The 22,412-nt window shown below is 40.2% G+C and carries 23 protein-coding genes; 22 read left to right on the top strand and 1 reads right to left on the bottom strand.

The window, feature by feature from the left end:
* Positions 1 to 1,050 precede the first annotated feature (1,050 nt).
* The gene (tnpA, locus tag EYB58_RS20465) at positions 1,051 to 1,482 is read right to left on the bottom strand and encodes an IS200/IS605 family transposase (protein WP_131071982.1); all 432 of its coding nucleotides are present in this window, start codon (positions 1,480 to 1,482) and stop codon (positions 1,051 to 1,053) included.
* Between the two features lie 543 nt (positions 1,483 to 2,025).
* Between tnpA and EYB58_RS20460 the strand changes: the two genes are divergently transcribed.
* The 22 genes from EYB58_RS20460 to EYB58_RS20365 all read left to right on the top strand — a co-directional run bounded on the left by EYB58_RS20460 (position 2,026) and on the right by EYB58_RS20365 (position 22,109).
* Entirely contained in the window at positions 2,026 to 2,397 is a 372-nt protein-coding gene (locus tag EYB58_RS20460) for a CpsB/CapC family capsule biosynthesis tyrosine phosphatase (protein WP_111960154.1), read from the top strand.
* Positions 2,394 to 2,861 (top strand): CpsD/CapB family tyrosine-protein kinase, encoded by a 468-nt coding sequence (locus EYB58_RS20455; RefSeq protein ID WP_242637456.1) that lies wholly within the window; start codon positions 2,394 to 2,396, stop codon positions 2,859 to 2,861. The genes EYB58_RS20460 and EYB58_RS20455 overlap by 4 nt, the downstream gene beginning before the upstream one ends.
* Positions 2,862 to 3,385: 524 nt before the next feature.
* Entirely contained in the window at positions 3,386 to 3,595 is a 210-nt protein-coding gene (locus EYB58_RS20450) for a hypothetical protein (RefSeq protein ID WP_111960156.1), read from the top strand.
* A 155-nt stretch (positions 3,596 to 3,750) separates the two neighbouring features.
* Complete coding sequence (locus tag EYB58_RS23645; protein ID WP_170134433.1) at positions 3,751 to 4,041, top strand: PIN domain-containing protein; 291 nt, start codon at positions 3,751 to 3,753, stop codon at positions 4,039 to 4,041.
* A gap of 95 nt (positions 4,042 to 4,136) precedes the next feature.
* Positions 4,137 to 5,696 carry a tetratricopeptide repeat protein gene (locus EYB58_RS20445; RefSeq protein ID WP_111960158.1) on the top strand — a complete coding sequence of 520 codons (1,560 nt, stop codon included), beginning with the start codon at positions 4,137 to 4,139 and terminating at the stop codon, positions 5,694 to 5,696.
* A 61-nt stretch (positions 5,697 to 5,757) separates the two neighbouring features.
* On the top strand, positions 5,758 to 6,708 hold the full coding sequence (locus tag EYB58_RS20440) for an RpnC/YadD family protein (protein ID WP_111960160.1): 951 nt from the start codon (positions 5,758 to 5,760) through the stop codon (positions 6,706 to 6,708).
* 161 nt (positions 6,709 to 6,869) lie between these two features.
* Positions 6,870 to 7,169, top strand: coding sequence for a nucleotidyltransferase family protein (locus tag EYB58_RS20435; RefSeq protein ID WP_111960162.1), 300 nt, complete (start codon positions 6,870 to 6,872; stop codon positions 7,167 to 7,169).
* A gap of 103 nt (positions 7,170 to 7,272) precedes the next feature.
* Positions 7,273 to 7,386, top strand: coding sequence for a HepT-like ribonuclease domain-containing protein (locus tag EYB58_RS24620; RefSeq protein ID WP_341273399.1), 114 nt, complete (start codon positions 7,273 to 7,275; stop codon positions 7,384 to 7,386).
* A gap of 38 nt (positions 7,387 to 7,424) precedes the next feature.
* Positions 7,425 to 7,493, top strand: coding sequence for a hypothetical protein (locus tag EYB58_RS24615; protein ID WP_249037241.1), 69 nt, complete (start codon positions 7,425 to 7,427; stop codon positions 7,491 to 7,493).
* A gap of 462 nt (positions 7,494 to 7,955) precedes the next feature.
* A complete protein-coding gene (locus EYB58_RS20425; RefSeq protein WP_111960166.1) occupies positions 7,956 to 8,504 on the top strand; it encodes a nucleotidyl transferase AbiEii/AbiGii toxin family protein in 549 nt (182 codons plus the stop codon).
* Complete coding sequence (locus tag EYB58_RS20420; RefSeq protein ID WP_111960168.1) at positions 8,501 to 8,710, top strand: hypothetical protein; 210 nt, start codon at positions 8,501 to 8,503, stop codon at positions 8,708 to 8,710. Before EYB58_RS20425 ends, EYB58_RS20420 begins: the two co-directional genes overlap by 4 nt.
* Before the next feature lie 8 nt (positions 8,711 to 8,718).
* A complete protein-coding gene (locus EYB58_RS24915; protein WP_111960186.1) occupies positions 8,719 to 8,919 on the top strand; it encodes a HepT-like ribonuclease domain-containing protein in 201 nt (66 codons plus the stop codon).
* Between the two features lie 496 nt (positions 8,920 to 9,415).
* Positions 9,416 to 10,501, top strand: coding sequence for a GDP-mannose 4,6-dehydratase (gmd, locus tag EYB58_RS20410; RefSeq protein ID WP_111960170.1), 1,086 nt, complete (start codon positions 9,416 to 9,418; stop codon positions 10,499 to 10,501).
* A gap of 20 nt (positions 10,502 to 10,521) precedes the next feature.
* Positions 10,522 to 11,508: a GDP-L-fucose synthase family protein gene (locus EYB58_RS20405; protein ID WP_111960172.1), complete on the top strand. Its 987-nt coding sequence runs from the start codon at positions 10,522 to 10,524 to the stop codon at positions 11,506 to 11,508.
* Between the two features lie 587 nt (positions 11,509 to 12,095).
* Positions 12,096 to 13,376: a flippase gene (locus EYB58_RS20400; protein WP_163354625.1), complete on the top strand. Its 1,281-nt coding sequence runs from the start codon at positions 12,096 to 12,098 to the stop codon at positions 13,374 to 13,376.
* 112 nt (positions 13,377 to 13,488) lie between these two features.
* The gene (locus EYB58_RS20395) at positions 13,489 to 14,445 is read left to right on the top strand and encodes a hypothetical protein (protein WP_111960176.1); all 957 of its coding nucleotides are present in this window, start codon (positions 13,489 to 13,491) and stop codon (positions 14,443 to 14,445) included.
* A gap of 13 nt (positions 14,446 to 14,458) precedes the next feature.
* Positions 14,459 to 15,361: a glycosyltransferase family 2 protein gene (locus EYB58_RS20390; RefSeq protein WP_111960178.1), complete on the top strand. Its 903-nt coding sequence runs from the start codon at positions 14,459 to 14,461 to the stop codon at positions 15,359 to 15,361.
* Between the two features lie 223 nt (positions 15,362 to 15,584).
* Positions 15,585 to 16,550, top strand: a complete 966-nt coding sequence (locus EYB58_RS20385) for a hypothetical protein (RefSeq protein WP_131072128.1) — start codon at positions 15,585 to 15,587, stop codon at positions 16,548 to 16,550.
* Between the two features lie 320 nt (positions 16,551 to 16,870).
* Entirely contained in the window at positions 16,871 to 17,590 is a 720-nt protein-coding gene (locus tag EYB58_RS20380) for a hypothetical protein (protein WP_111960182.1), read from the top strand.
* Positions 17,591 to 17,947: 357 nt separating this feature from the next.
* Complete coding sequence (locus EYB58_RS20375; protein ID WP_111960837.1) at positions 17,948 to 18,778, top strand: tyrosine-type recombinase/integrase; 831 nt, start codon at positions 17,948 to 17,950, stop codon at positions 18,776 to 18,778.
* Positions 18,778 to 20,016, top strand: a complete 1,239-nt coding sequence (locus EYB58_RS20370) for an IS91 family transposase (RefSeq protein ID WP_131072012.1) — start codon at positions 18,778 to 18,780, stop codon at positions 20,014 to 20,016. Before EYB58_RS20375 ends, EYB58_RS20370 begins: the two co-directional genes overlap by 1 nt.
* A gap of 287 nt (positions 20,017 to 20,303) precedes the next feature.
* The gene (locus tag EYB58_RS20365) at positions 20,304 to 22,109 is read left to right on the top strand and encodes a right-handed parallel beta-helix repeat-containing protein (RefSeq protein ID WP_111960636.1); all 1,806 of its coding nucleotides are present in this window, start codon (positions 20,304 to 20,306) and stop codon (positions 22,107 to 22,109) included.
* Positions 22,110 to 22,412: the final 303 nt, after the last annotated feature.

The raw sequence follows: 22,412 nt of genomic DNA, 5'->3' as shown, positions 1-22,412 counted from the left end.
CTTTTAGTTCTGAAATATGAGAACTATTTGTGTCAAATTTAATTTTTTTTATCGTTGACTTGTATCTCCCCATTCGCTTATTTTTTTTAGTGTTTTGTTAATTTTTACACACAATATATTGTGTTATAATACTCTTGCTCAGAAAAATTATGTCATATTTGGAATGCAAAATCATAATTTTTATATGCAAAAAACAAACCATATAAGAATTAAAAACTAAAATTATTCAGGATTGTCTTTTTTTAGGCAAATAATGACTCCCCATGATTATAAATTGGCTTTTCTGATTTCAAAATAAGCGAATGGGGAGTTGTATCAATAATATTGAAATAAACAATTATAGTTATGGGCTGATCTATCGATATTCAGGTTCACCCCATAATAAACCATAAAAAGTGATTCAGACGTATAGAATTTCCCATTTTAGCCCCTGATTTTTTTATTTTGGTGATATCAGGTGGAATGTGTTTGAGTGATGTTATGACTTGGATATTGGACAGATTTCTTGTCAGGTTACTGAAAATGACTCTAAAATTACGAAAATTGCCTTCCTGGGAAATTGATTATTTAAAAGCGGGGTGCAAAACTGGTAACCTTGCTAAAGGTTTCGTAACTATGGTGTGCCTATATGAGGGCATTGAAATTGTTAATATGTTGAAAATATTGTATATTCCCTGATGGCGCACGATCTGCCTGCACATACTATGTGAAAATTTTATAGAATTTTCAGCCGTTTTATATAAAACGGCCATGGCAAACTTGGTCTTTTACCGAGGTTAGGGCACAACAAATCATGAAAGAAACTAACCGGTTAGTTCGGTTCTTTCATATAAAAACAGCCATGGGCTGACTTGGTCTATCAATACCCAGGTTCAACTCATAACGGAAAATGCAACTATCTATTTATATTATAAATTATTATACATAAAGAAATTTGTTTCAAGGCAGACAGGAGGAACAAGTTCCGTTCAAGTCATGACCCCCAGTGAAACTGGGGGCTTGATTGTTAACCGCTCAAAGCGGTCTTTTAAAAGCGCCTAAAGGCGCGGTTTAATCAAACAAGTTCATCTGTTCGCAACGTTGATCCTCTTTTTCTTGATGCCGGATATATGCTCGAACAATTTGTTCGTCGATTCCTACTGTTGATGCAAAATAACCTCTGGCCCAAAATTTTTCACCATTATAGTTCCTTTTTTTACCACAAAACTGACGTGCTATCTGAATAGCACTTTTCCCCTTGATGAACCCAACTACCTGAGCCACGGCAAATTTGGGTGGAATGGAGATCAGCATATGAACATGGTCTGTCATCAAATGTCCTTCTTCGATCTCGCATTCTTTTTGTTTTGCCAAACCATGTAGTATTGACCCCAGTTCCCGACGTAATTGCCCGTAAATAACTTTCTTCCGATATTTTGGAATCCAAACCACATGATACTTGCAATACCACTTTGAATGCTTTAAACTTTTATAATCTTTCATACAACCTTCCTTTAATAGCTTTGAGCGGCTAACTTAAGGAAGGTTGTTTATTTTCAACTCCCGGAACTGTCAAACTTTTCGAGTCCTCCACCGGAGGTGGAGGTTTACCCAATAGAATTAGGGCAATGTATTGCCAAACATGTTTATGTTTGTTGTGATTTAGAAACAAGGTAACAAGGCCCACAGATTAAATAACTTGAACGAAATAGCTTGCCTTTTGGACGATCTACTTCGTTGCATCAAAGGCCCAACAGGCCAAGTAAAAGCTGAACATAAGTGTAACCCCTAAAAAGTTACCGCTACTATCATGTAAGCGACAGGGCGGAGCTATATTGTTCGTGTGTGTTTCTAATCAATTGCTTAAAAGGGGTTATCATACCGAACCGGCAAACGAGACATGGTAGATATTTGAAACCAAATATATATAGGTCAATTAAAATGAGTTTAAAAATTGAGGGGTTCCTTGATTGATTTCAAGCAAATTTTGTGTTCTAATCGTTTTCATTGGAGTCCAACTGTGTCATTTACATAGCGAACGAAAAAATGTTTGATACGCATTCTCACATTCTCTACGGCATGGATGACGGCAGCAAACGTCTTTCCCACTCCCTTGGTTTTGCAAAACAGGCCTTAAAACAAGGGGTCCATACCCTGTTTGCTACCCCTCACTGCTATGACGGTGTTTATAATTGCACTAAAGCAGATATCCTTGAAGCATGCAGGCGGTTTTCCCATGATCTGTCAGCCGCTGGCCTGCCGCTTGAAGTTCTGCCTGGGGCAGAAATTCGTGTGAATCATGACCTGATCGAGGTCTTTGACAATGGAGATCTGCTTACGCTAAACAATGCAGGGGCATACCTTCTTATAGAACTACCCCTTCATCTTTATCTGCGGCTGAAGTTAAAAAATTATTGAGCCACGGAATTGATCTTGAGAAACTCTATGCGGAGTTCAATGTGGGTGAGGAGATGGGCGATTTCCTTAGAAACGCCATAGAAGAGATGATTCAGCCAACCTATACGGAGAATCTTTTTATCTTGCCGGCCGGCAGGGTCCCGCCAAATCCGGCAGAACTGCTGGGCTCCAAACGTACGGGGTTTCTGATGGATTACCTGAAAAATCAGTATGATTTCATAGTCATCGACACACCGCCGGTCATGCCGGCCACAGATGCCCTGCTGGTGGCCCCGCACACAGACGGTGCAATCCTGGTTATCAAATCCCGTCACGCGAACCGGAAAATCATCCAGGAGGTCCTGAAACGGTTTGAAAGCAATAATCTGCCCATCATCGGTACGATCTTGAATCGGGTCAATATGAAACAAGAAGGATATTACAAGTACTATAAAAAGTACTACACTTCTTATTATGGCAATTAGCCTGGCAAAATTAGCTAAAATCCTTCTGGTAATTGTTCTGTTTGTCATGCTGACTGTAGGGTGGACAAAAGCGCAGCGTTGCCCACCATACCGAGCTTTATTTCCCCGATTTCGATAGCAGTTTCGATTTCGAGGTGAACGGTACAGGGTATATAAGGCTTATTGGAGGTTGACTTCACCGGTAGTTGAGATTAAGAAAAATAAATTTTAATCAGCTTTGAAAATTTCTTCATATTTTAAGGAATGGGTTTTAAATAACTTACCCATTTTGTTATATCCGGGAGCGCAGGCGTCCCGCCTGCAGTAACAATGCGGGCGAGACGCCCGCGCTCCCAGGTTAAATTATTTCGCTCCCATTCCTAAGCATTGTTGTTGCTGTCATCGTTCCCTATGCAAAATAATGCTCCTATGATATCTTCAATAGTAAGAAATACTTGATGAGCAAGGAGATGCAGGACGCATCGTTAAATAACTTAGGGAATCAGAAAAAAATGATAAAATAGAATATCAAAGGTACCAGAAAGATGGAAGTTATAGAATTTAAGGCAAAAATAAGGGACGGTATAATAATGGTTCCTGAAAAGTATAGAAATAGAGTCGGTAATACTGTCAAGGTACTTGTTATGAGTGAAACCACCAGGAATCATGAGGATATGATTGATAAATTATTGGAGGATCCCATAAAAGTCGAAGATTTTGTGCCTTTTGCGAGAAATGAAATTTATGATAGATGATATTGTAAAAAAAGGTTCAATCTGCTTTGTAGATACAAATATCTGGCTTTATGCATTTATAAAAACTCAGGATCCGGAAAAAAACAGTAATTGCGAAATCTGTTCTCAAGCTACCAGAAATCGTTATAAGCACACAGATCATTAATGAAATGTGTGTGAATTTAATAAAAAAGGGGATATTTCCCGAAAAAGACATTCAGAGACTAATAAAATCCCTATATAAAAGGAACATAGTCTATGAATTATATGAAGATGTATTGATTCAGGCATCACAGATACGTGAAAAACATAATTTTTTCTACTGGGACAGTATCGTTATTGCGAGCGCTCTTGATTGTGATGCAGAGTTCCTGATAACAGAAGACATGCAGGATCGGTTTGTTCTTGAAAACAAGCTTACGATTATAAATCCGTTTACTTCCAAAGAATCAAACCTCATCAAGTAGCTCTTCCCCGCCCTCATCGGCACGGTCCTGAACCGGGTCAAAATGAAAAAAAAAGGATATTAACAAGTACTATAAAAAGTACTACGCTTCCTATTATGATAATTAGCCTGGCAAAATTAGCTAAAATCCTTCTGGTAATTGTTCTGTTTGTCATGCTGACAGCCCAAGGCCTACTTCTTTATTCCAGATACATTTATCAGCAGGGCATTGACTATACCTTGGACAATGCCTGGGATCAGGCCCTGGCATCATTTTATAAATCTGAGAGCATTATTCCGGATTGGCTATGCCAATATTATGCCGCCTGGGACCTATATCGCATCAACCTTGCAGCCGGTAAGACCTTAAACCAAATAGGACAAGCATATTTGACTGCCGAAGAGGTCGATCTACCCAAGGCATTTGATACCTACCTGTCTGCCAGGGCCCACCTTGAGCAGGCAGAACGCATTGATCCGGTCACCTATGAAGTTGCCTTTAGTCAGGCCCAGACCGAAACCTCTCTTGAAATGATTTACACAACCCTTTATCCCGAAAAGCTTCCCCCCTACGATCCGGACACCCTTTACCGGAAAGCCATCCAGCTTCGCCCCAATGGTATTATCATTTTGTACTCCTATGCCATGTTTCTGGCCTTTAGAGGAGATGAGGAAAAATTAGGCAGTGTGGTCCGGCGTATGACTGAAACCTTCCCTTCTGTTTATGGAAAACTTAAAAAGGAATATTTCTGGTCCGAAACCCTAACGAGCCAGGCAGAGGCCGGTTTGAACAGTGCCCTGGAAAAAGATATTTCCCCTCGGGAAGCCCACCAGGCCCTGGCTGATATTTATAGCCAGAGCGGGTCGTATGATCAGGCGGCTTTTGAATACCATGCGAGCTTAGATATTCGATCATTTACCAACAACTGGCGCAATTATATCCATATGGGGAGATTGCAGTACCTTGCCGGCAACATCGATGAGAGTGACTCTTGGTTTTTGAAAGGGTTACAAACCACGACCGATTTTGTATCCGCACTGAATAGCGTCTACTATTTTTTCAAATGCGAAGAACAATTACCGGAATTTATACGTTTTGCTACCGGCATCGAGCAAAAATTATCAAATTCCCCTGAAATAGACCTTGCCATTGCCCGGGCCTGGATGAATCTAAAGAACTACCCGCTGGCTGAAGCCCGTTTGCTTCGCCTCACCGCAAAGAATAAAAATGCCGAAGCCTATTACCTTTTGGCAAAAATAGCACAGCAGGAACAGGACTTGGACCAAATGGAACTTATGGCCCAGAAAGCCACTGTTCTTGATAAAGATAACAGCTCCTATTTTTATCTTTTTTCTGAAGCCTTGAGACGGCAGAGAAAATACTCCGAGGCCGAAGAAACAGCAACCAAAGCGCTTGAAAAATCACAAAAAGGAAACCCATGGTTGTTTAGCAACCGCGCTTGGACGCGTTGGGCCCAGCAAAAATATGAAACGGCTGCCCTGGATTGGAAGCGCGCCTTTGACCTGAAACCAGACAATCCGGATTTTCTTTACCGCATTGCCCAATGTTATGAACGTGTTGCCCGATTTGAGGAGGCCAAGACCTATGTTACAAAAGCCTTGGTTCTATCTCCTGATAACGCATCGTACCAAAAATTGAGACAGCGTTTAAAATGAACTTTCATACTTGTTATGCTTTAGAAAAATTGTTGAAAGCCTAGGTTGGTACAATTAACCGATGATAAACCACGACCATAATTTTAAAAATTTATTTCAAGACTTTCCCAGAGAAACGCTTCAATGGCTGTTCCCCTGTGCGGAACAAAACTGGGGAAAAATTGTTTCCATTGATTTTACGCGTCAAGAGCCCAAAAAACATCACCTCTCCGATGCGGGGCTGGCCCTTGATCTTCCGATACTGTCCCATTTTGAAAATCAGCAGTTGATGTTATGGCTGGTGGAGTTCCAAGAAGACAAGTCCAAATTTTCAATATACAAGTTGCTCCGTTATACCACAGATATGATGGAAACCTACCCAGATGTACTTGTCGTTCCGGCAGTATTGTTCACTGACAGGAAAAAATGGCGTAAATCCATACAGACCGACCTTCACACACAAATTAATGACCGGTTGTTTCTTCATTTTGAATATGTGTTTCATAAGCTGTTTGACTTAAACGCACGGGACTATTACAATTTAGAGAATCCGGTGGTTAAAATTCTCTTGCCCAAAATGAATTACGCAAAGGCAGATCGAATTGAGGTCATCCGCCAGGCATATAAGGGCTTGTTTCAACTGACCACCAGAGGACTTTTTGACAAATATGTGGATTTTATTGATGTGTATTCAGAGATAAGCGACCAGGAACAACAACAGCTTTATGAAACCATCATTCAAAATGAGGAGACCGCCATGTTAGCCCAATATATAAGAGAAAAAGGCATTCAGGAAGGCATTCAGGAAGGCATACAAAAAGGTATGCAAAAAGGCATTCAGGAAGGCATGCAAAAAGGTATGCAAAAAGGAACATATGAATCCTATTTTAAAGTCATCCAGAATATGAAAAAAAATAACATGTCAGAAGAGGATATTTCTAAATTGATTAATCTTGAACTTAACATAGTTCAAAAGATAGCCAACAATGAAATAGTTGATATCCCATTGCATTTACTGGAAACAAATGATTAATGCATGGTAAGGGTAGGTTACTAGGCTATTAAAGAACAGGTCTTAAATAATTTGTCCATTTTGTTATATCCGGGAGCGCAGACGTCCCGCCCGTATGTCCGCAAGTGTTGTATGGTTAGAAGGGTCAGATCCTGTCAGCCAGAATTACATGAGGAGACATCATGCCCCAAATTGACCGTAATCTAATCAAAATAATTGAAGCTCATAAAGATATTATAAAAGAAAAATTTTCTGTTGAGTCAATGTCAATTTTCGGTTCTATATCAAAAGGCACAGCAAAATCTGACAGTGACATTGATATATTAATCAGATTTAAAACCACACCAGGCCTTTTTGGATTCATTGATTTAAAACAATATCTGGAAGTTATTGTTGGACGTCCGGTCGATCTTGTAACAGAAAATGCCTTAAAAAAACAACTTCGAGATGATATTTTAAGGGATGCGGTGCATGTCGCATAGAAGTTGGAAATTTCGAATTGAGGACATCATCGAATCATTGGAGCGAATATTCCATTATGTGAAGGATTTAAATTACGATGGCTGGATGAAGGATTAGAAGACAATTGATGCTGTTGTTAGAAATCTTGAAATAATAGGAGAAGCTGCTGCGAATGTACCTCAGGGAATTCAGGATTTGTATGCAGATATTCCCTGGTATCAGATGGAAGGAATGTAAATATTCTTATCCATGAATATTTCGGCGTTGATAATGATGTGCTGTGGAATACCATCAAGAAAGATTTGCCCGTCTTAAAGGAAAAACTTCAAGTTCTTGAACCCTGAAAAATAAGCTCGAAACTTAGGGTAAGGATGTGGAAAAAAATAAATCCCCCCGTTTTTCTGACCTTTTTATTCCTTTTCTTCGTTGCGACTCAAAGTACATACTTTCACTACCGCAAAACCTTGATAACTCGGAAGATGGAATTCTCAAGGTATTTAGAATTATTTACCAGAATCTGACCATCAAAAAGGGCACCGGATTTAAGAGAACCTTTTTTTTGATAAAACCAAACCCGGCGGTACCCCGCGTAAACTGCTGGACGTTTTTCGAACAAAAGAACTAAAATGGCAGGCGTCCATTCCCTTTAAAATGGGAATTGGCGATACCAATTACTGGTCTCTTAAACACAACACAGCATAATTATAGTTCCGTAAACTGGTTTTTTCGAGGGTAAAAAAGGCGCTGTGGTGAGTAAACGGCAAATAAGAGAATGACCCATAGGCATCTCAACGTTTTATGAAATTATGAATTTTGAACTGGTCTTTAAGCAGGTCATTCAACCTTTTGAAGAAGAAGGCATCCAATATGGTCTTATTGGAGGATTTGCACTTGGTGTCATGGGCATTCTCCGTTCAACCATAGATATTGACTTCTTGATCCTGGTCGATGATCTTGAAAAAGCTGAGAAGGTTCTATCTTCTGCCATGTATTCATGCATTTATAAAACCGAAAACATTTCACAATATTCCTCCAGCATTAAAACGTTGGGTCATATCGATATCATTCATGCGTTCAGGCACCTTTCCAGAGAGATGCTTACCCGGGTACAAAGTTTTACGGTTTTTGACCAATATTCGGTAAAAGTACTTTCTCCTGAAGATATTATCGGCCTCAAAGTCCAAGCGATTGCCAATGAGCCGTCGCGCCACGCTGCCGATTTTCAGGATATGCGTCTGCTTCTGAAGTACAAAAAGATGAAGCAACAAAATGTTGACTGGGAACTTCTTAAAGACTATTTTGACCTTTTCAATAAACAGAACCTGTTGGTTCAGCTTAGGAATGAGTTTTCATGAAACTTTCAGAACAGGCAAAACGGGAACTCGTCGCGTTCTCCGGTTCGGTCGATTTCAGCAACATCCAAAAGATCGAAATAAGCCAAAATCCCGGAACCAAAGAGGCCACCAACCAATTTACGGATTTTATCCAGGCGCTGCATCGAATGGGCAATCACCCCACCAGAAAGCATAAGCCCATGGCGGGTCCTTTTTTTTTAATATAGTGCAGAAGATGGCGTTTCAAGATTTAACAATAATTATGATACATAAACTGGATGAGAAGATAAACATGTCGTCCAAAAGGCAGATCATTAATATGCGGAACAGAGTCATGCACGGATATTATAAAATTGATGATGTAAGCATTTGGGGAACGATTGTAAGACATTTACCGAATTTGAAGAAAGAAGTATCCTTATTGTTAGTCGAATGACGATCGTTTAATTCTCGTAACATCAGACAAATCAAACCTGGACAAGCCAAAACCAAAAAGATTTTTTCATTTTCTTGCCAAAAAACACGAAAATTAAGAAATTAGAACTAATTGCACTAACTAACGATTGACAGCAATTGACTATCGTCCCGAAGTTCCCGCTTGGGATACCAATCTTTAGACTGCCCTTTTCGAGGGTAAAAATGGCGTTTTAAGGCTAAAAAACGGTATTAAAATATTGGCTTTCATTAATAATTCAATAGGTTAGTCTGGTCCGACCCCAACCCTCAACCCCCTTGATTGGTCTGCCGGCATATTTTTAGCGACTTTGGTATAAAATTCATCACCTTCGATTTAACACTGGATACGGGCTAAATGCTTTACAATGCTGTTTTTGACCTCAAAGAATGGGGTTTAAGAGATAAACCGGGATTTTTATAATACAAATTAATTATAATAACAAAAGGTTAGCGGGGCCAGGCCCTGTGTATAAATTATGAAAAAAGCACTAATAACCGGTATAACCGGCCAGGACGGCGCCTATCTGGCGGAGTTCTTACTTGCTAAAGGATATGAGGTCCACGGTATTAAAAGAAGAGCATCTTTGTTTAATACTGACCGCATTGACCATCTTTACCAGGACCCCCATGAAGAGAATCGTAATCTGTTTCTTCATTATGGAGACCTTACCGACTCTACTAATTTAATCCGCATCCTACAGCAGGTTCAGCCGGATGAAGTATACAATCTGGCGGCGCAAAGCCATGTGGCAGTCTCCTTTGAATCCCCGGAATATACGGCTGATACGGATGCATTAGGCACCCTGAGGCTGCTTGAAGGCATTCGCCTTTTAGGCCTTGAAAATAAGTCCAGATTTTATCAGGCCTCCACATCAGAGCTTTTCGGAAAAGTCCAGGAAGTACCCCAGACCGAAAAAACTCCATTCTATCCCAGAAGCCCTTATGCAGCAGCTAAGCTCTATGCCTACTGGGTCACAGTAAACTACAGGGAAGCTTACGGCTTCTATGCCTGCAACGGCATTCTGTTCAACCATGAATCCCCCCTGCGTGGCGAAACCTTTGTCACCCGAAAGATTACCCGTGCCCTGGCCCGCATCTCCTTGGGGCTCCAGGACTGCCTCTATCTTGGAAATCTGGATGCAAAAAGGGACTGGGGCCATGCCAAAGATTACGTGCGCATGCAATGGCTCATGCTTCAGCAGGATGCCCCGGATGATTTTGTGATAGCCACAGGCAAACAATATGCGGTTCGGGACTTTGTCAATGCAGCAGCAAAAGAACTGGATCTGAATATTTCCTGGCAGGGAACCGGCATTAATGAAACAGGTCAAGATACAAAAACAGGAAAAACAATTGTTGCCGTAGATCCCCAATATTTCCGCCCCACAGAGGTGGAAACCCTGCTGGGAGATCCATCAAAAGCAATGGAAGAATTAAAGTGGAAACCCGAAATCTCCTTTGAACAGATGGTCTCTGAAATGGTTCAAAAAGACCTTGAAGGGGCTAAAAAGGATCATCTTTGCCAGACTCACGGGTTTAACACTTATGATCATAATGAATAAACGCCTGGAGATTTTTACAAATGCAAAAAATAGATAAAATATTCATAGCCGGCGCAGCCGGTCTGGTGGGTTCTGCGTTAAAAAGGCTTCTTGATCAGCAAGGATACACCAATATTTTAACGCCTGGCCGCAAAGAATTGGATCTGATGGATACCACGGCAGTGGCTGCCTGGTTTGAAAAACATAAACCGAATTACGTATTTCAAGCTGCAGCTAAAGTGGGCGGTATCCTGGCCAATAACAGATATCCTGCCGATTTTATTCACCAGAACCTGATTATCATGAATAATGTCATCCACCAGTCATACCTGAATAATGTAAAAAAACTTCTTTTTTTGGCCTCGTCCTGCATCTACCCAAAACATTGCCCCCAGCCCATGAAGGAAGAATATCTCATGACGGGACCTTTAGAGCCGACAAATTCACCATACGCTGTAGCCAAAATAGCCGGTATAGAGATGTGCTGGGCATATAATCGTCAATACGGAACAAAATTTATTCCAGTAATGCCGACCAATCTATATGGCGCCAATGACAACTTTGATATAGAAACCGCCCATGTTCTGCCAGCCTTGATCCGTAAATTTCATGAAGCCAAACTCGCCAATACGCCCTCAGTGACCATCTGGGGCACAGGCTCTCCGAAAAGAGAATTTCTCCACGTGGATGACCTGGCGAAAGGCTGCTGCTTTATAATGAATAAAGATCTCGGGGAAAGCACTTACAAAAGCAAGCTCCTTTTTAACATCGGCGCCGGCAAGGATATCACCATCAAAGACCTGGCCCTGCTTATCCAGGCAGTAACGGGGTATGAGGGCATTCTAGAATTTGACGCATCCAAGCCCGACGGCACTCCTCAAAAACTTTTGGATGTTTCCCAAATCAATGCTTTGGGCTGGAATGCATCTATCCCGCTTCACCAAGGCATTTCCGACACCTATGAATGGTACAATCAAAGCCTGACAAAAAGATCGGGGGTGATCATAAATTCAGCCACGTTGTGCTAATCTTTTAATTGATTGTAAAATAACGTTGTGATTACAGATGGTTAGTGGTGCCCCATATCTGGTCTCCACATAGGTAGCGCATTTTATGACTAAGCCTATTTTTTGAAAGCAAGCCGATCAACATGTTCGAATGGCTTGTTGAAAAAATGCCTTCGCCTGCAAGGCAGAAAAGTAATGTGAAACTGGTAAGTTAAGCCTCATGGCCGATGTTATGATCAAGCCCAAATCCGGGCTTGATCATAAGATGGGTCACATATATGGTGGCCAGATATAGGGTATGGTCAACTATTTGTAATCACAGCGTTATTTTGAAATAAATTAAAAGATTGGCACAAAGCGGCCGAAGCTATGATCAACCTCGAAAATCCTTTATCCATCTACCTTTGATTGGTTTTTCACATCTAAAGGGAACAGAGCCTTTCTTAAATTGGTTTTTTCGAGGGTAAAAAGGTTGTTTTAAAGCTAAAAAACGATGTTTAAATGATAGCTTTTATTAATAATTTAACAGGTTGTTCTGGTCCGATCCCAAATCCTATTTTATGATCTCATCCCTAAAAACTGTATTTTATAATAATCTTGATGAGCATATGGTTGAGGTAGTCCGTGGGGCTGGAATCACATTTATTATTAAGGTTCTCTCTGCTGGGTTTGCCTTTGCTTTCAACGTTTTGCTCGCACGAATAGTGGGAGCTGAAGGGGCGGGGATTTATTTTTTGTCTCTTACTATTGTCACTATTTCAGCTACTATCGGCCGTTTTGGACTTGAAAACACATTCTTGCGATTTGTCGCAGCGCATGCAGCTAAAAACGAGTGGGGGAGTGTGAAAGGTGTATTTCAAAAAGGAATGCTAATTTCCGTTGCGGTATCAACTCTCATTTCAGTGTTGCTTTTTATTCTTGCACCAATTCTGGCTCAGCAGCTTTTTCACAAGTCAGAACTTGAGATGCCTTTACGATTGATGGCTTTGGCTGTGGTGCCACTTGCTTTATATTGGTTGATTGCTGAGGCGTTAAAAGGAGTAAAGAAAATTCGAGATTCACAGTTAGTCCAAGGTTTAATTTTTCCGGTATTAACTTGCGCAGGCTTATTTTTACTATGTGATGACTCAGGGGTAGAAAGTGTTGCCAGTATCTACACTATTGGAGCTTTTATTGTACTGCTTTGTGGATTTTTTTTTTGGCGAAGAGCTGTATCTGGATTCAAGGAAAGTGTTGTTGCATACTCTTGGAAAAAGATTCTGAATAGTTGTACTCCTTTGCTTTGGATTCAATTAATGTATTTGGTGATGCAGTGGTCGTCAATTCTTCTTTTAGGGATCTGGGGTACCAAAGCTGAGGTTGGTGTGTTTGGGGTGGCATCTCGAACGGCTATGTTAACTAATTTTATTTTAGTTTCTGTGAACAGTATTGTGGCACCAAAGTTTTCCGCTTTGTATTGTCTTGGCGATATGGATGGTTTGGCAGTTATAGCACGCAAGTCGACTAAAATGATGACGGCTTTTGCAACACCTATTCTACTTGTTTTTGTTATTTTTCCAAATTTTGTAATGAGTATTTTTGGGGAGTCTTTTTCTGGTGGCGGGGTTTTTCTGATTATTTTATCTATTGGGCAGTTTGTGAATGTTGCTACCGGGTCTGTTGGATATCTGTTGATCATGACTGGAAATGAGCGACTTATGCGCAACAATACGTTAGTCGTTGGCAGTCTTTCCATTCTACTGAACGTAATTTTTATTCCACTACTTGGAGCTTTAGGCGCGACGATAGCAACATCATTTGCCATGGCCGTGTTAAATCTCGGAGCCTTTTTTCTAACCTGGAGGAAACTAGGAATTTGGACTTTGCCTTTCATGGGGAGAGGTCGGTAGTTTTATTCAACATAAGGTGTTTTTATAACGGTGATTAAGGAACCCTTTTTGTATTGGGCGAGAATGGTTTTTTTGAAATATTTGGGTGGTTTCTAAAATATAAGAGAGAGTTATGCAATTTTTTATTTCTGGTAGCATTGGCGGTGGACGGTTGTTCTCTAGAGAGTATCGGGATATAAGAGGAGAGATTCGTTTTTGTTCATTGAATAATGAGAACTTACAATGCACGGAAAAAATAATATACAAGGATCCGACAGGTTTGGCGCCTCCAAATAGACTTCGCTTAACCGGAGCCTGTGTGGTAGATAACAGCATTTATGTAACTACTTTTTCTCAGATTTTGCGGCTTGATTTAAATACAGGTGAATTTGAACAAAAGCACTCTTTTGATCGATATAATGACCTTCATGGTATAGCATTTAATGGGTATGAATTCGCGGTTGCTAATACTGGATTAGATTTAATCCACTTTTTAGATGATAATTTTAATCTGATTAGAACTCTTGATGTGGGAGCACTTTCTGGTTCATCTAAAATTTTTTCATCGGATATTGATTATCGGTTAATACCTTCTACAAAACCGCATTTTGTTCATCCAAATCATTGTTTTTGGTTTGAAAATAGTTGGTGGGTGACACGCTTTATACAGAAAGATGCGATTTGTCCAGAAACCGGTGAGAAATGGGATTTTAATCTTTATGGAGCACCTCACGATGGGATCGTGACGGATGATGGCGTTTATTTTACCACGATTCAAGGTACTGTTATTCTGGTGAAACCTAATCGAGAAATGAAAACTTGGAATTTGCGACAGTTGACCGGAAGAACACAGATTGGGTGGGGGCGCGGAATAATGATAGAAAAAAACAAGGCATATATCGGCTTTACCAAAATACGTAAAAGCGTTAGTTCTATGGCAAAGCAGATTGCGGTAAAAAATGGAAGCGTTTCTAATTTTTCCCCCAGAATACTGGAACTTGACCTTGTGTCAGGGTGTGTTACAAATGAGTTTATTTTTAGCGATAACTATTTTCGATGTTTGACAATATTTGGCCTTACAAATTATTAGAGATGTTTTATCGATGCCATATTTTTCAGTAATAATGCCAGTTTTCAATGAAGAGGGCAATCTTGCAAATACAATCTCTTCAGTGATCGAGCAAAGTTTTGGCTCTTTCGAATATATAATCGTGAATGACGGCTCAATTGATGGAACCCTTCGAGAGTTGGAGAATTATGCTTTTCAGGATAAGCGTATTAAAATTTCTTCAATTAAAAATTCTGGGATTTCAAACGCTTTGAATAATGGAATTGATGCTGCTATTGGTCAATATATAGCAAGAATTGATGCCGGTGATGTTGCCAACAGGCATTGGTTAAAAACGATGTATAAGTATTCACGGAAAAACAAATCAATTGATCTTTTTTTTGGCAGAGTACTCATAACCAATGAACGCTTTCAACCGTTTACTATTTGGCCATTGTTTCTCCCTATAAACATCAATCAAGCAATCTTGAAAAATAAAAATTTTCCTCATCCGTTTTTAATTTCAAAATTAAAAACAATTCGCGATATGGGAGGATATCCTAATTCTGATGGTTTTGAGGATAATCACCTTTGGAATAAAATGATAAAGAACGAAAGAAAACTTTATGCAACCAAAGAAATTTCAGGGCAAATAGTTAGAAATATAGGACATAATGATATTGTAGAAAAGCGTTTGAAGTTACGAGCAAAGATTACGGGGTGGTCTAAAAGGGAAAGTGATATTGTGGTTATGAACGCAATGTTATATCGTAAAATAGTCTATAATACAGGCCTTAGCCCCTTGGCGAAAACTAAACTATTTAAATTACGGAATAAATACGCCTTTAGATATATTTTCGGAGTTTTCAGGTTCTTATTAATTAAATTTTTTTCTGTAGGTTCTATTTTGTTTCACAGACGTAGGTTAGGAAAGACCGATGGCCAAAAGAGTTTTTAGGTCCGACTACATTTTTTTTATTTTGTCTTTTCTTTTGTTGCTGGAAAGGTTTTTGTCTTTTTTATTGTACCAGGCATTTCATTTTACGTTACCAAGTATGTACTTTTATATCCCTTTATCGTTTCTTATTGTGAAATACTTTGGGGGAAAATTGATTCCGATTTTGATCGGTATTTCATACTTGAGTACTATTCTATTTTATTACTATCTTCATGGTGGATTAATGAATCCTGGTGAAACATTTTCTTTCTATTCGTTTATTCTGGGACTTTTTTTGATTAATCCCCAAAAAATGATGGAAAATAGTTCACACCCCGTGACGTTGAAACAGTTAAAAATCGCTTCAATTGTATTCGTTTTATGTTATTTTTTTACAGCTATGTGGGGAGAATATTATTTTGTCACAAACATCAACGCACATAAAAATATGATTTTGGGGTTTATTTGGCCTCATGGTTTTGGGTACTTTACTGCTCTTTTAGGAATGATTTTGGTGGCGAATGGTGCACCTTTTTTTGCTTTGATGATCATGTTTTGTGGCCTATTAGTTGGCTCTAGGACCGCTTTTTTGGTCACACTATTGGGTATAATTTATCTAATAATTTATATTTTAAGGTTTGTTGATGAACCTTCTAATTTTAAGAAACGGGTTGCTTTTCGCGGGTTGCTAATACTCATTATGTCAATGGGTTCTTTTGGAATTTTTTTTTTTGTGTGGGTTCACTATGATGATATCTTTTTCCTTCAAAGAATGGTGTTGACATTTAGCTTAATTGAGTTTGATGTTGATTTTAGCTCTCCTGCTTGGGTGGAGTTGACTTCTGGACGATCAATTTTTTGGTCTCAAATTACTGAATATTTTTTTGAGAAAAATCGTATATCTGGATCGTGGATCTGGGGGCTCTCTCCTGAAATTATAAGAATTCTAAATAAAAATTCTTTTGGGTTGTCAATCTGGATGCATAACGACTGGTTGCAGGCCCTCTATGCCTTTGGCTTTCTTGGCTTTATTTTTTATGTGGTAGGAATTATCCGGTTTATTACAAGACTTAACTTCTCTTTTTTTGCTTTGTCATTTGTTTTATTCACATCTATTTTAAATGGGCTTTATCCCTATATGGGAATATCTATTTTATATCTATTGGCATTTTATCAAGCGAAATTAGAAAACAAGACGTGCGATGAATAAAAGCTGCCGTGCTTTGTCAGAACCTTCAAGGCTTTGAACTATTTTTCAAAGTTCCGTAACCCAGCGGAAAATATTAAAAGAACTTCGAACATAGATGACATGATCCAGGTATACTTGAAGCATCATGAAAATTATCCGTATCATCAGGATGATAATTTTGTGATTGAATGATTTTCAATCATAACACCCAAACTTTAGCTTGCCCCTTTCAGTCAGTTTTAGCTGAGAGGGAGACTTTCGGCCTCCATAGCATTCTATGGGCTTCCACCCCATAGTGGTTGAATTTTTCTGAGATCCTTAACAAACTGAGGCAAATGAAAATGTTTAATTTGAAATCGATCCATTGGCAATTGAAGACAATAGTTTCCAGTAATTTTTTATTTTTTAAATATTTAATAAAACCTCTTTCAAAACACAAAGAACTTTTTTTAAATAAAGGAACAAACCTGATCATTGAAGGATATCCTCGCTGCGGGAATACTTTTTGCGTAGCGGCTTTTTATTATTTTAGCGAGAATAATTTGAGTATTGCTAGGCACCGTCATGAAATCGGGCATGTAAAACATGCTCTTTTTACAGGGGTGCCAATACTTATTGTTTTTAGAGAGCCCATAGAAGCAATATCTTCATTTATTGTCAGGGAGGGGGTTAGCGAACGCTTTGCGGTTAATTTTTATATAAAATTTAATTCTTTTATCCTTAAAAATCGTGACAATCTACTATTGTTTGATTTTAATGATATTGTCAATAATATTAAAGGAGTCGTTAATTGCTTCAGTAAAAAATGTGGTTTGACTTTAATTGGATTTGATAATAAGGGGGATGTTGATGAAATAAAAAATATCGTCATAGAAATGGAAAAGAAGGACTCGGGGTCTGATAATGTTAGAAGCACCCATGTCGCATACCCTAATAAAAGTAGAGACATTCTCAAAAACAAGGTTAAATATCGCCTGATTAACCAGCACAGTACCCTTCTTGAAAAAGCAAATAATATATACAGCGAATTAATGCTCAAAAGAACTGAACTTGTGGATTAATAGTGTGTTCATGAATTTTTTGTTAAAGAAATTGGCTATTTCATTGTTTCTTATGAGCCTAAGTCTCACGACTCTTTCAGCATATGCATCTGAAATTTTTGCTGTTGGGCCTGATAAACTATATAGAACTATTGCATCGGCATTGATTAATATGAAAGATGGTGATGTTTGTATTATTAGCTCAGGAATCTATCGCGAGCAGATAGTTGAACAAAACCGCTCCGCGGAAAGAAACGCCAACCTGGCATCTTACCCATTGATGGGCCAGTCAGCCGCGACTATACAATATCCCTTTATATTTACCCTGTCTTATTCCATCATTCTCCTGAGTATCCACCCATAATTCAGGAGGAAAAGATGACACAACTTCGCCAACAATTTGATCGACACATGACTCTTCACCGGCTTTCGCCAAAAACAAATGCGGCGTATATGAATGCGGTAAAATTGCTTGCCGCGCACTACAAGCAAGCACCGGATCAACTGACCGATTCCCAGATCCAAGATTATCTCGACTATATTATTGCAGACCGACAACTGGCCTGGAGTAGCTGCAATGTACAGTTCTCAGGGATAAAGAGATTTTACAGGCATGTATTAAAACGGGAGCCCAAGATTTCCATACCGCCCCGGCCTCAGGAAAGGAAAATCTTCATGGCACTGAGCCGGGAAGAAGTGGCGCAAATACTGAATGCCTGCACCAACCCCAAGCATTATGCCCTTCTTCTGGCCACATACAGCGCAGGATTGCGGGTCAGTGAAGTTGTAAAGCTCCAACCGATACACATTGAAAGATCCCGCAAAATGATACGGATAGAGCAAGGTAAAGGCAGAAAAGACCGGTATACAGTCTTGTCAGATACCTTACTAAAGACTCTGGAAGACTACTGGCGGCTTTTTAAACCGAACGAATGGATCTTTTTCGGCAAAACCAGATCAAAACCGATGCCAGTTGAGACAGCTCAGAAAATTTATTACACGGCCAAGTTAGAAGCCGGTGTAAAACGTGGCAAAGGCATACATACCCTTCGTCACTGCTTTGCGACTCACCTTCTCGAACAGGGAACCCGGACACATGTACTTCAGCAGATGCTCGGTCATAAATCCATCAGAACCACGGCAAAGTATCTTCACATCAGCAATGAGGCCATATCCCAAGTTGTCAGCCCGGCTGACGTGGTGCTTTAATGATCGGAGAATGCTGCAATAAAAGCAGCAGACCCGAACATGACATTGCCGATATCTTCAGACACGCTGGGCAACGCTTTTTGGAAACTTTCGGAGCTTCACACGAACAGATAAAGGTCATGAATAAAATCATTACCTGCCGAACAGCTGCTTTAGGAGGCCATATAGACGCTTGCCCTGACTGCGATTTCCAAAAGAACTCCTACAACTCCTGCAGGAACCGGCACTGCCCCAAATGCCAGACCATGACCAAGGAAAAATGGTTAGATAAACGGGTGTCAGAACTATTGCCTGCCACCTATTATCATTTGGTGTTCACACTGCCCCACAACCTGAATCCTATCATCCTCTGTAATATGAAGCCGTTGCTGGACCTGCTGTTCTCCTCGGTAAATCAGACCATTAAACAATTTGCTACCGATCCCCAATGGAGACTCCAGGGGCAGGCTGGCTTTATTGCCGTATTGCATACATGGAACCAGACCATCCTGGACCATTTTCATCTGCACTGCCTTGTTCCCGGCGGTGTGCTGTCAGAAGACAAAACCCAATGGACCCCATCCAAAACGAATTTTCTATTCAAGACAGCCTCCATAGTAAAGGCGTTCAAGGGCATCTACATCAAAGGACTCAAGCAACTATACCAGGACGGGGATCTCAAGTTCCCGGGTAATACGGCCAAGTACGGCACCCGTTCTGGTTTCAACCGCCTGATCAAAATTATCCGGAAAAAGAAATGGTCCGGTTACGCCAAGGCCCCTTGTTCCGGCCCTGAAAAAGTCCTGGAATATTTAGGAAGGTATACCCATAGAGTCGCCATTTCAAATTACCGTATCAAATCCTTTGAAGACGGCAAAGTTGTGTTCACCTGGAAGGACCGGGCTCAAAATGATGCCATAAAAGAGATGACTCTTGATGCTGTGGAGTTCATCAGACGGTTCCTGCTTCATGTGCTACCCAGAGGGTTTAAAAAAATCAGGCACTTTGGTTTTCTATCCCCCCGGTACAAAGCAGTGAACATAAAACTGATCCGAAAATTGACGGGTGATAAGTTCAAAGAGCCAGCACATCCTGAAAATGAGTCAGTAGAAGAAATGATGCACAGACTGACCGGCATTGACATTAAAGCATGCCCCAAATGTGGCAAAGGCCGCCTGACAAGACTTTACGAGTTGCTGCCGGTATATATTGGCTATATTGTCCCAAATAAAAAGGTGGCTGCCTGGGATACTTCTTGACCCTAATCTTTGATCTAAAACAACTTGTGGCAAAGGCAATGGCTTCAGGCCATACCCATGAGGTGCGTCGAAAACCCGGCACAATACAAACAAGTACCGCCTATATCCGTAGAGCAGAATATATGCAGCAGTTCAAAACCGAATCGTTGAGCATTTACCATCAAAATCACACCAAATTATCCTTGCACAGTCTGCCAGCAATCGATATAAACCCCATAGTGAAAACACTCGTTACCGGCCCTGACCACCGGCTCTGTTCAACAACGTTTTATCAATAATCCCGCTCGTTGAAACAACCGGTTCAGCATTACCAAAAGATTTTGGTGGATCTAATTGTCGTGCCTTTTCTGTGGGCGGGACTATATGATAAAACGCTTTTAGATATACATCAAAGTAATGTTACACTAATCGGGCAAGGCCGCGTTGTTATTACCGGCAGTGATGAAGCAGGCTATATGCTGCCCTGCGTTGAAAATGGCCGCACCTGCCTGAAGAAATCCATTAATACTACGGTGTATGATGTTTTTATGGGTGGGCAGTATCTTCTGCCAGCACGATTTCCGGATAAAACATTTCCTATGACTTCGAATGAGGATTGGAAAGAAAGTTTTATCGGCGCGAATGGCACTATCCGCATACATGACATACAACAGAATTTTCCAGAATTATCGGATGGATATTACGTAGGCATCCATGGTGGTTTCAAGACAGATCAAAATACTAATCTTTCTAGCTGGTACTCCATCACGCTTCCTATTAAAGGCATAGATAAGCAGGGAAGTATATGTGTCAATGCAGAAAAAGCATCTTCTGGTTTTTTAGGTAAATACGGTAGAGGTAATGGTCTCGGGTATATCATCGGAGCAAAAGCGGTTCTTGATGTGCCAGGTGAGTGGTATTCAGATGGTAAGGAGGTGATCCTAATTCCTCCACGTGGTAAAAACGGTAATTACGAATTACGCACCCGGTTGTATGGAGCAGTAATAGCAGGCAACAGGGTTCGCCTTGAGAATATCCGTTTCAAGGGTGCAACAGCACTAGTGGAGGGGGATGACGTTTCTTTCGTGAAGTGCCTGTTCGAATATATTTCACCTTTTCGCCATGTCCCAAATGTCGATTCTATAAACAAGAGAGGGCAGAGCTTGGCTTCTTGTTGGGGAGAGCCGGGAAATGGGACGGCTGGTGTGTTTGTTAAGGGTGATAGATTCGTCTCGAAGAACTGTCGATTTAGTAAAAGTTGGTGGTGTGGGATGACTATTCGTGGGAATAATGCTCTTGTCGAAAATTGTCTCTTTGAGGATATCAATTGGATGGCTAAGCGATCTGCCGGGCTTTTTTCCTGGGGTAATGGGAATTTAGTTCGTCACTGCACTCTACGCAATCTTGGCGGTGCAGGAATTGAAGGAGGTAATGCTGCTTGGGTAGGCCAGTATGCGAAAGATAACATTTGGGAATATAACTATATTGAAAATGTTTGCCAATTGATAACGGATCAGGGTTTCTTTTATGTTAACCATCAAACAGGACTGAAGCGAAAAGCAAACTCTATTTGGCGCTATAACATCGGGAAGGGGGCTCGGGGACCGGCGAAGGGTAACTGGACAGGACCATCCGTTGGTTATTACATTGATAACTCCTCTTCAGGGTACCAAGTGTACAACAATATTGTAATCGACGCGAATGAGGCTATTCGCTATAATGACACTGAGGATGGCTGTAAAGCAGGCAGGGACATATGGTTTTATAATAATACATTTTACAAGTGTGATTCGATTAAGTATGCGAGTTGGAATAAAAGTGGGAAATCTAAGCGGGATGCCGAAATTATGTTAATCAATAATTTGGCGATCCTTGAGGAACGTCTCGATTTTTTTGAGCGGAAGAAAGAGTTAAGATGGCGGAACAATTTCCAGTCTCAGTTTGTTTCGGTTGTTATAAATCCTGAAAAAATGAACTTTAGTCCCACCACGAACATGCTGAAATTCGGTGGTATCCCTGTCATGGGTCAATCAATTTCGTATATAGGTGCTGTCGATCCGAAAAGAGGGATGTGGCGTTACGGAGTCGATGAGTCATTATTACCTGAATTCTAAGAAATAGGTATTGGATATGGGCGCATTCCCATTTTTCCGGTTAGCGTAGGCATATTATCCGTAAACGTTGAAATATAGCAATTGCTAAATAAGACATATAAAAACAGTTTGTTATACCGTAAAAGCAGCCTTCTAACCCCATTTTCTTGGTGCACAGAACCAAGGAAAATCAAGTGTCTCGGGCAATTTATGTTGAGATTTTTATCTGGTGAGCGCACAGTGAAAGGCCTTCGTTAAAAACAGACAATGCCTAACCTTGACGTAACTGCTTGATTCCTTAATATTTAATTGTTATTAAAAAAG

It is taken from the genome of Desulfobacter hydrogenophilus, from assembly GCF_004319545.1.
Classification (GTDB): Bacteria; Desulfobacterota; Desulfobacteria; order Desulfobacterales; family Desulfobacteraceae; genus Desulfobacter; species Desulfobacter hydrogenophilus.
Note: the sequence above shows the minus strand (reverse complement) of the source record. Positions and strands in the feature narration are given on the sequence as shown.